General features: G+C 44.2%; 8 protein-coding genes. 5 read left to right on the top strand and 3 right to left on the bottom strand.

Annotated elements, in window-relative coordinates:
* Positions 1-154: 154 nt before the first annotated feature.
* Entirely contained in the window at positions 155-1,285 is a 1,131-nt protein-coding gene (locus DWB64_RS18715; protein WP_129489750.1) for a Card1-like endonuclease domain-containing protein, read from the bottom strand.
* 176 nt (positions 1,286-1,461) lie between these two features.
* On the opposite strand from DWB64_RS18715, the gene DWB64_RS18710 reads away from it, so the two are divergent.
* Positions 1,462-2,862 (top strand): aspartate ammonia-lyase, encoded by a 1,401-nt coding sequence (locus DWB64_RS18710; RefSeq protein ID WP_129489749.1) that lies wholly within the window; start codon positions 1,462-1,464, stop codon positions 2,860-2,862.
* Between the two features lie 12 nt (positions 2,863-2,874).
* Positions 2,875-4,110 carry a [FeFe] hydrogenase H-cluster maturation GTPase HydF gene (gene hydF / locus DWB64_RS18705; RefSeq protein ID WP_129489748.1) on the top strand — a complete coding sequence of 412 codons (1,236 nt, stop codon included), beginning with the start codon at positions 2,875-2,877 and terminating at the stop codon, positions 4,108-4,110.
* A gap of 49 nt (positions 4,111-4,159) precedes the next feature.
* Here hydF and DWB64_RS18700 read toward each other — a convergent pair whose 3' ends face one another.
* Both DWB64_RS18700 and DWB64_RS18695 read right to left on the bottom strand, forming a co-directional pair.
* A complete protein-coding gene (locus DWB64_RS18700) occupies positions 4,160-4,507 on the bottom strand; it encodes a hypothetical protein (protein ID WP_129489747.1) in 348 nt (115 codons plus the stop codon).
* 1 nt (position 4,508) lies between these two features.
* Positions 4,509-5,753, bottom strand: a complete 1,245-nt coding sequence (locus tag DWB64_RS18695) for a DUF1576 domain-containing protein (RefSeq protein WP_129489746.1) — start codon at positions 5,751-5,753, stop codon at positions 4,509-4,511.
* A 543-nt stretch (positions 5,754-6,296) separates the two neighbouring features.
* On the opposite strand from DWB64_RS18695, the gene tig reads away from it, so the two are divergent.
* The 3 genes from tig (at position 6,297) to clpX (ending at position 9,670) form a co-directional block, all read left to right on the top strand.
* On the top strand, positions 6,297-7,580 hold the full coding sequence (tig, locus tag DWB64_RS18690) for a trigger factor (protein ID WP_207713482.1): 1,284 nt from the start codon (positions 6,297-6,299) through the stop codon (positions 7,578-7,580).
* Between the two features lie 212 nt (positions 7,581-7,792).
* Positions 7,793-8,377: an ATP-dependent Clp endopeptidase proteolytic subunit ClpP gene (gene clpP / locus DWB64_RS18685; RefSeq protein ID WP_129489744.1), complete on the top strand. Its 585-nt coding sequence runs from the start codon at positions 7,793-7,795 to the stop codon at positions 8,375-8,377.
* 30 nt (positions 8,378-8,407) lie between these two features.
* Positions 8,408-9,670, top strand: coding sequence for an ATP-dependent Clp protease ATP-binding subunit ClpX (clpX, locus tag DWB64_RS18680; RefSeq protein WP_129489743.1), 1,263 nt, complete (start codon positions 8,408-8,410; stop codon positions 9,668-9,670).
* Positions 9,671-9,744 lie beyond the last annotated feature (74 nt).

The following is a 9,744-nucleotide window of genomic DNA, read 5'->3' as shown; positions in this document are numbered from 1 at the left end:
TGGCACTTGTACTAGATGGATTGGGGGTTAAATGACCCTTTTCATGATGAGATAATAACAGGAGTTCCTTATTTGGTCATAAGAAAACCCCTGTTTTCTAATAAACAGGGGTTTGTCAACAATCTCAGGAACGCAGATTCATCTGCGTTCCTTTTTATACGTCCAGTATGTGTAGGATGGCGTCGTTGAAGGCGTCATGGTCGCCTGTGTATCTGACGATATGCACATCGAGCAGTTTAGCCCTGTTATCAATAAATTTGTTTGAAGATGCTGTGGTCACGATGATCTTAAGAGCGTCCTCTGTTCCAAGCAGGTCGGCGTGGGACTCGATTTCATAGAGGTAGTCATCCACAAGTTTTGAGGTGTCCTTACAGGAGATTGTGATCAGTTGATTCTCTGTGACCGCCATGATGTCCACTTCGTTCTTGACTGTTTTGGAATGATCATCCCATACAAACATGACGCTGCTGTTGACATCCCTGATTTCACTTATCTGTCTGAGTTGTCTTTGGGTATAATGCTCCAGCCATGTTCCAGCCTTAGTGAAGTACTCTTTAAACCGCAAGTCGTAAAATTCCACGGTGAGCAACTTCTCGTCGGTTTTGATTGCAAGAAGACCGTCTATTTCCAGCAGTTTTAACGCGCTGGTATAGATCTCCTGCTCTTTTGGATTCATGAGTGTCAGATCAACGATGGAAAAGGGGCTGACCTGGGGGTAAACATAACCCGCATCCCATTTTTTCATGGGTCTGACATGCTTGAGGATTTTTTGCATGTGCTTCAAATGATTCAAAATGAAAATAAGTAACTTTTCTGAGCTGGGGTGTTCGAACAGCTGATTGTTGGTCTGGATGATTTTTCCGTCAGTCTGGGAGATGAAATCGGAGATGGAGAGTTTCACATCGTCGTTTGGACAGTGATTGCTGCCGTCATTGTCGATGTTGTAGATTTCTCCATCCGACTCGATAAAGAGTTTAACAAAGGTATAGTCGCCTAAAAGTGTGAATAGGTTCACATGTCTTGCATGGTCCAGTTCGGGGAGAATCAGGGTGTCGGTGCTTTTAATTTTTGAAAATGCCATTTTGATCTGGTCCATCGACGTATAGTCGATCAGTCTGAATGAAATGCTTTTTATACCCTCTCTTTTAAGGTAGGTCTGTAATTGATATCGCTGGATGCGGTCGTTCTGAGAATGGTCATGGAAAATGATGACCTGTTTGTCCTTCGTGTATTTTATTCCTATGTAGTTGGAGATGAAATTCGTGTGGGTAAAACAATAGATCATAGTGGAATCCTCCTGTTTCTTACCTTCAGTATACCATGTATATGGAGTTGGGACACTTGGGAGTCGGACCTTTTTGCGTATGGAATCGTATTCCTTTAAGTTGCTCTTTTAGTATCTTTCGTTACCAAAATTGGACTGATTCTATGTTATAATCACTAGTAGAAAGTAGGTGTATGATGTCTAAATTCAGAATCGAAAAGGATTTACTCGGTGAGAGACAGATTCCAAATGACGCTTATTATGGAATACAGACCAAACGTGCGATTGAGAATTTCGCACTTGGAACAAAGCATGTGAACATGAGCCTTATACAGGCGATACTTCTTGTGAAAATGGCCTGTGCCAAAGCCAATATGGAAGTAGGCATTTTGGAGGAGTCCAAGGCAAAGGCGATTCTCGACGCGTGCGATGAGCTGCTCAAAAAAAATTATGACAACCAGTTCGTAACAGACGCCCTACAGGGTGGAGCCGGTACGTCTACCAATATGAACGTAAATGAAGTCGTTGCCAACCTTGCTCTTGAAAAGCTGGGAAGGCAAAAGGGCGAGTACGAATTTTTGCATCCCCTTAACGATGTGAACATGTCCCAGTCGACAAACGATGTATACCCGACAGCGCTAAGGATCGCGGCGATCTACAAGATTAGAAAGCTTGCTGACGAGCTGGCGGAGTTGCAGGAGAGTCTGCAAGAGAAAGAAGAGGAGTTCTCGGGTGTCCTAAAGCTTGGAAGAACACAGCTTATGGATGCGCTTCCTATGATGCTAGGGCAAGAGTTCGGTGCCTATGCGAGAGCGGTATCAAGAGATAGATGGCGTATCTATAAGGTGGAAGAAAGGTTGAGACAAATCAACCTTGGCGGCACTGCCATCGGAACGGGAATGAATGCGAGTCAAAAGTATATCTATCTGGTGACCGATGCCATACAGTCGATCACAGGACTGGGGCTTGCAAGAAGCGAGTATCCTATCGACACCACTCAGAACATGGACGTTTTTGTCGAAGTTTCTGGTTTTTTAAAGTCTGCCGCAGTCAATCTGATCAAGATTTCCAATGACCTGAGACTGCTTGCCAGCGGTCCGCGCGGTGGACTAGGTGAAATCAATCTTCCTGACATGCAAGCTGGATCGACCATCATGCCTGGCAAGGTGAACCCCGTGATTGCAGAAATGATGGGGATGGTCTCCATGAAGGTGATCGCCAATGACACTGCCATCACCATGGCGGCAAGTGGCGGCCAGCTTGAGCTTAACGCCTTTGCACCACTGATCGCTGAGAGTCTGTTGGAATCACTTGATGTTCTCACAGGCGCTGTGTCGATCTTTAGGGAGAAGTGCGTTGAAGGCATTACGGCGAATAAGGAAAGAGCGCTTGAACACCTTGAGAACTCAACGGCACTTGTAACAGCGCTTGTACATCACATAGGCTACGATAGGGCAGCTGAAATAGCCAAAGAAGCCCTTCAATCAGGTAAAACAATCGTTGCCCTTGTCAGGGAACACTCGCTACTTGGCGAAGAGGAGCTGACAGGCATCCTTAATCCAAATCAAATCACAAACCCAGGCATACCTGGTAGATAGACGGAGGCACTTATGAGCATGAACCAGACACCTAGGTCCCAAAGGCCGCATATCGCTCTTTTCGGAAGGCGTAATGCAGGTAAATCATCGGTGATCAATGCGGTGACCGACCAGGAGATCGCAATCGTTTCTGGCGTAAAAGGAACCACGACGGATCCTGTGTATAAATCGATGGAGATCCTTCCTCTTGGTCCTGTTGTGGTGATCGATACGGCAGGCCTTGACGATGAAGGGGAACTTGGCGAGTTAAGAATCAAAAAGACGCTGGATGTGCTCAATAAGACGGACATCGCACTTGTGGTGATCGATTCCGAGCAAGGAATCACCGACTATGACAAGTTCATCATCAACAAGATCAAAGAAAAAAAGATCGGCATGATGATCGTGTTCAATAAGACGGACATCCACACGCCACCTGATTTTGAACTGGCACAGGTTGCCAAGGAATATGGCGTCGAAGTGATGGCTGTATCCGCGTTTACAAAAGCGGGAGTGAAGAAGCTTAAAAAGAAAATTGCGGAATTGCAACCGGTAACCGAGGATAAGTTTAAAATCGTCGGGGACCTGGTGGCGCCGGGAGATTTTATCGTTCTCGTCACACCGATCGACAAGGCCGCTCCAAAGGGGCGTCTGATCCTGCCGCAGCAGCAGACTATCAGGGACATTCTTGAAAGCGATGCGATCGCGATCATCACCAAAGAGCATGAACTCAGGGAGGCCTTGGACAGACTAGGCACAAAGCCTAAGCTTGTCATCACGGATTCGCAGGCCTTCCTTAAGGTCAGCGCAGACACTCCAAAAGACATCCCGCTGACCAGCTTTTCAATTTTGTTCGCCCGCTATAAAGGGGATCTCAACGAACTTGTAAGAGGTGCAAAAGCCATAGAAAGCCTCAAGGACGGATCGACGATCCTTGTATCCGAAGGCTGCACGCACCACAGACAGGCCGACGACATCGGTAAAGTGAAGATTCCAAGGTGGTTGAGGCAGTTGACAGGAAAGGAGCTTAACTTTGAACATACGGCAGGCACCCAGTATACGGAGGATGTGAAGAAATACGACCTTATCATACACTGCGGCGCGTGCATGCTCAATAAACAGGAAATGACCCACAGAATCAACCAAAGCAAGGAGTTCGGAGTACCGATCGTAAACTACGGTGTGATGATCGCCTATGTTCAGGGAATCATGGACCGGGCGCTTGAGCCTTTTCCGCTTGCAAAGATGATTTGGGATGAAAAAGAATAAGTCGTTCAATAGAATAACGCGAATACTAAAAATGAGACCGCATCCGGTCTCATTTCTCTTTGTATCGTGTAAGTTTGATCGCGAAGCTTTCTTCCTTGTGATAGAACTTCACCTCGTCCATCATGTAACCGACTAGCGTCAGCTCGGTGTCGTGGTCGCTTTCGCCTGCAAGCGACCAGTAGTATTCGTCGAAATCCTCTTCTCTTGGCACATTGATCAGGTCGGAGAACATCTTTACTATTCTGTCGTTTTCGTTGAGGTGGTCGATATGGAAGATGATGTCGATACGGTCGTCTAGGCTTTTCAGTTCCATTTCAATGGTATTCGCACCGTGGGTCAAGAAAAAGGTGGTCAGCTCATCTACTATTTTTCCGATTTTTTTATTTTCGTGTCGCATGCTATTTCTCCTTCTTGAAGGCGTCAATCACAGGGACAACCAAGGTCGCTATGAGTCCACCGCTGAATCCGTTGTTGTATAGGTTCATACCGCCGTGAAGGGCGGCCATGCTTGATACCATGCTCGTGTGGATCACTCCGACAAAAAGCCCTGCGAATACACCGTATTCACCAGCGATGGGCGCGAGTGTCGTTGCGAACAAGGTGGCGACTACCGCCGAGGTCATACTCATGTCGTTGTTGAATAAGAGCACTCCTCCCATCGCACCGACCATGATTGGAAGGGTGTTTTTAGGATGGTTTCCAAATGAAGCGAAACCTGCCAAGGTGAAGATGCCTGCAAGTACGGGCCCGGATGCCGGTACCTTAAATAATAGCATAAATGAAAGGCCGATTAAACCCATGACGCCCATATTGACAAGCGTCGTGGAGGGCCCGACAAGCCTTGTGAAGTCACTCACCAAACGCCCGCTATAGGTGAACAGCTCCCTATAGGGCTTGTCATCCGCCGTTCTTGAAAAGACGCCTTTGACGATGAAATAGATGAAGCTGATGCCTAAAATGGCTACAAGTCCCGAATCGCCTTCAGAGGACACGATCGAGATGAGTGCTGTGTCAAGCCCGATGCTTTGCAGGGTCGAAACCGCGATGATGCCGATAAAGCCCGCTGCAAACCCCATGTTATAAAGGTTGTAGCCCTGATGTGTGAGTAGTAGGTGGCTTGAGATAGGTATGGCTACAAGTCCGAGCAACACGCCGACAAGGATACTTACCAGATATCTGCCAAAGAAATCAAAGGGTGTGATCAGCAGTGCGAAGTCTACAAGCGGAGCGAGACAAGAAGTAAGAAGTGCGGCGACAAGCACCCGCTTGAATGGTATCTTTTGAAGTTTGGCATAAAGATATCCTCCAAAAAGGAAGGGAATGAAGTTGATCAGATTCTTACCGATGAATGCGAAACCCATCATTAGAAAGAGAGCGCTGATTGAATTTGCATTCATTGGCAGCTTATTGAACTTAAGTAGACCAAGAACAGCAAAGCCCATGAGCCCGGCATTGAGTATGGTCGGAGCGAATCCGACGGTTGCGAAGTAGTCGTGGACGCCCGGTGAATGGGTGTTGAAAAGTTGAACTAGATGCGATAAAAGACTTAAATTAGGCATTCTAAAGATTGCGTAAAGGACAAGTAGGGTAGGTAAAGGAAGTAACCAACTATAGGATACCAGGTGTTTTTCTTTTTTTATCATGAGAAATCTCCTTAAAATTAGGGAACGGATTTTGATAGGGTCTTGATTTTTGTATAACAAACTATACGTCTGGTGTCGGCGTATTTCTTTAATCTATGAAATTGTGTTTTGTAATGCCAGTTAGGTAATGTAAGATTGGTTAACCCAGTGAGTAAGGACCGGGTTATCATGTGTGAGCGAAATGCCCGATTGTAAGCTGTGGAAGTTTAGATTAGGCACTGAAGCGTCTTGTGCCTAATGTTATGAAGATTACGTGTATTATACCACAAATCCGAGAAGCTTTTAAAGCGAATATTTTCTGAACACTATGTAATATTTATCAGAAGTGTTCGATTTACACGGTTCTATCCCAAACTTTGATTTGAAATTGTTGTTTACATGAAAGAAAGTTTGATATAAGATATATAAGGTATAACTAAGCGTGGCGCACTGCGCATATTGACGCGTATAGATCAAAAACAGTTAATTTACCCGAAGCAGAGGCTATGGGTTGAGATAGAACCTTTGACGACTGGCGTCAAGGAGAATTAGGAGGAATTAATAATGGTAGAACTTACTAAAAACGAAAACAACCAAGCGGTGTTTAAGTTTACTGTATCTGCAGACAAATTTGCTAAAGCTCAAAAAGAAGCTTACAACAAAACTAAAGGTCGTTACAACATTCCTGGTTTTAGAAAAGGTAAAGCGCCTGCAAATGTAATCAAGAACTTTTATGGCGAAGGCGTATTCTTCGAAGAGGCGATCAATATCGCACTTCCTGAAGCGTATGAGGCTGCTGTGACAGAACTTGGACTTGATACTGTAGAAAGACCTGACATCGACATTTTGGAGATCGAGGCTGGCAAAGACGTTGTCGTTCAAGCTACTGTAACTTGTAAACCAGAAGTCGTACTTGGCGCTTACAAAGGCGTAGAAGTAGAAAAAGCGGTTTACGAAGTAACTGAAGAAGACATCAACACTGAGCTTGAAAAAGAACAGACGATGAACGCACGTATGGTCACAATTGAAGACCGTGCAGCTCAAGATGGCGACACACTTGTGATCGACTATAAAGGATTCATCGATGGAGAACAGTTTGAAGGCGGAACTGCTGAAAACCATACATTGGTTCTTGGTTCAAACTCTTTCATCGGAGATTTCGAAAAGCAGCTTGAAGGTAAAAGCACTGGTGAGGAAGCGGTTGTAGAAGTTGCTTTCCCAGAAGATTACCACGCGGAGCATTTAGCTGGCAAACCTGCTAGATTCGAAGTGAAAGTCAACGAAATCAAATTCAAAGAAGTTCCTGCTCTTGACGACGAGTTTGCAAAAGACGTTTCAGAGTTTGACACACTAGAAGAATACAAAGCTTCTATTAAAGAAAAAATCACTGCTCAAAACGAAGAGCGTGCTAAAAATGAAACAAGAGAAAATATTGTGCAAACAGCTGTAGGCACTGCTACAATCGACTTACCTGAAGTAATGATTGAAAACGAAGTTGAGAACATGTTGATGGACTTCGACTATCAGTTAAGATACCAGGGCATCGATCTTGACAGCTACCTTAAATACACAAATACTACTAAGGATGATCTTAAAGAGCGTATGCGTGAAGATGCTGAGATTCGTGTAAGAACATCACTGGTAATCGAAGCGATCGCTAAAGCAGAGGACATCAAAGCTACTGACGAATTGGTTGAAGCGGAACTTGTGAAAATTGCCGAGCAACAAAAATCAGAAGTTGAAAAAATCAGAAAAACTTATGCGCGTGACGATTACTCGATCATCAGAAACGCAGTAGAGTCAAGACTCACTGTAGACTTCCTTGTTGAAAACGCAAATTTGAAGTAAAATAGAGTAACACCATTTAGGGAGGGTTCATATTATGTGAACCCTATTCCTGTATTTATAGACTTTGAATTAATCAGCTTTTTTTATGAATTTTGAAAATGTTCAAAAGTTGTTAATAAATTGGTTGTACACTGAATCAAAGGTTATAAATAACACAGAGCTGACTTATTCAGAAATGCTCTTATTTGTTCAATTAAAGAAGAGGTGACATGATGGCTTTAGTACCATACGTAGTAGAACAGACAAATCGTGGTGAACGTTCATACGATATATTTTCAAGATTACTAAAAGACAGGATCATATTTTTAGCAGATGAGGTAAATGACCAGACTGCAAGCTTGGTTGTAGCTCAAATGTTGTTCCTTGAAGCAGACGATCCTGATAAAGACATCAGTCTTTACATCAATAGCCCAGGCGGATCGATTACTGCAGGAATGGCGATTTACGACACGATGCAGTATATCAAACCCGATGTGTCGACGATTTGTGTCGGTATGGCGGCAAGCATGGGGGCCTTTTTACTTGCTGCTGGAGCAGAAGGTAAGCGATATGCGCTTCCTAATTCAGAAGTGATGATCCACCAACCCCTTGGTGGAGCAAAAGGACAAGCAAGCGACATTAAAATTCAGGCTGAACGTATCCTTCAATTAAGAGAGACACTGAACAAAATCTTAAGTGAACGTACCGGTCAACCTATTGAGACAATTGAAAAAGATACAGACCGTGACAACTTCATGTCTTCTGATCAAGCGGTAGCATACGGCTTGATCGATAAGGTGCTTGCAAAGCGTCCATAAAGTTATAGCGGCTAGTCAGAGGTGGTTTACATGAAATTCGATGACAAAAAACATTTAAAGTGCTCATTTTGCGGTAAATCGCAAGAGCAAGTAAAAAGATTGATAGCAGGTCCAAATGTATATATTTGCGACGAGTGTATCGAGCTTTGCCAAGAAATCATATCTGAAGAGTTCGATCAAGAAATGGATATTGATCTAAACCACTTGCCAAAGCCAAGTGAAATAAAAGGAACTCTTGACGATTATGTCATTGGTCAGGAACGTGCTAAAAAAACACTTGCGGTTGCGGTTTACAATCACTATAAGCGCATTAACTCTACGGTGAAGACGGGAGACGTCGAACTTCAAAAGAGTAACGTGTTGCTCATCGGTCCGACAGGATCGGGTAAAACGCTTCTTGCTCAAACGCTAGCAAAAATACTAAACGTTCCATTTGCAATCGCAGATGCGACGTCGCTTACAGAAGCCGGCTACGTTGGTGAAGACGTTGAAAATATCCTACTCAAGCTCATTCAAGCAGCTGATTATGATATTGAAAAAGCAGAACGAGGAATCATCTATATCGACGAAGTCGACAAGGTGAGCCGAAAATCTGAAAATCCATCGATCACGCGAGATGTCTCCGGAGAGGGCGTACAACAGGCACTTTTAAAAATGCTTGAAGGTACGGTTGCCAGCGTTCCTCCTCAAGGCGGAAGAAAACATCCCCACCAGGAGTTCATTCAAATTGATACTACAAATATTTTATTTATCGTCGGCGGAGCTTTTGCAGGCCTTGATAAAATCATACAAAGTCGCGTAGGTCAAAAATCACTAGGTTTTGGAGCAGAGATTCAAAGCAAAAAAGAAATCAAGATCGGAGACCTGTTCAACCAGGTCGAAACTCAGGATCTTTTGAAGTTCGGTTTAATTCCGGAGTTCGTGGGTCGTGTTCCAGTTGTGGTTTCTTTGGGTGAGCTTGATGAAGATGCGCTACTCAAGATCTTAAGCGAACCGAAGAACGCACTGACAAAACAGTACGAAAAGCTCTTCACGCTTGATGGTGTCACACTCGATTTTGAAGAAAGCGCACTTAGAGCGGTTGCAAAACAAGCGCTTGAAAAGAACACTGGTGCCCGTGGACTTCGTACCATACTCGAATCGGCGATGCTTGACATCATGTTTGAAATACCAGATAGGCAGGATATCGACAGGTGCGTGGTGACTGAAGACGCTATCACTAAAAAGATGCCTCCCACACTTGTATTATCTGAGCGTAAAAAGATTAAAAAAGATAAAGAAAATGCATCCTAGCTGATGTAGACTGACCACTGTTTAAACACAGTGGTCTTAGTATTTTTTAGTATCAGCAAGAGGTTTAAAAAATG

Source organism: Fusibacter sp. A1 (assembly GCF_004125825.1).
In the GTDB taxonomy this organism is placed as follows: Bacteria; Bacillota; Clostridia; order Peptostreptococcales; family Acidaminobacteraceae; genus QQWI01.
The sequence above is the reverse complement of the archived record's forward strand: the minus strand, read 5'-3'. Positions and strand labels throughout refer to the sequence as shown.

Coding starts and splice junctions, on each gene's coding strand:
- DWB64_RS18715 (WP_129489750.1), bottom strand. CDS start 1,285: ATGATCTATTGTTTTACCCACACGAATTTCATCTCCAACTACATAGGA.
- DWB64_RS18710 (WP_129489749.1), top strand. CDS start 1,462: ATGTCTAAATTCAGAATCGAAAAGGATTTACTCGGTGAGAGACAGATT.
- hydF (WP_129489748.1), top strand. CDS start 2,875: ATGAGCATGAACCAGACACCTAGGTCCCAAAGGCCGCATATCGCTCTT.
- DWB64_RS18700 (WP_129489747.1), bottom strand. CDS start 4,507: ATGCGACACGAAAATAAAAAAATCGGAAAAATAGTAGATGAGCTGACC.
- DWB64_RS18695 (WP_129489746.1), bottom strand. CDS start 5,753: ATGATAAAAAAAGAAAAACACCTGGTATCCTATAGTTGGTTACTTCCT.
- tig (WP_207713482.1), top strand. CDS start 6,297: ATGGTAGAACTTACTAAAAACGAAAACAACCAAGCGGTGTTTAAGTTT.
- clpP (WP_129489744.1), top strand. CDS start 7,793: ATGGCTTTAGTACCATACGTAGTAGAACAGACAAATCGTGGTGAACGT.
- clpX (WP_129489743.1), top strand. CDS start 8,408: ATGAAATTCGATGACAAAAAACATTTAAAGTGCTCATTTTGCGGTAAA.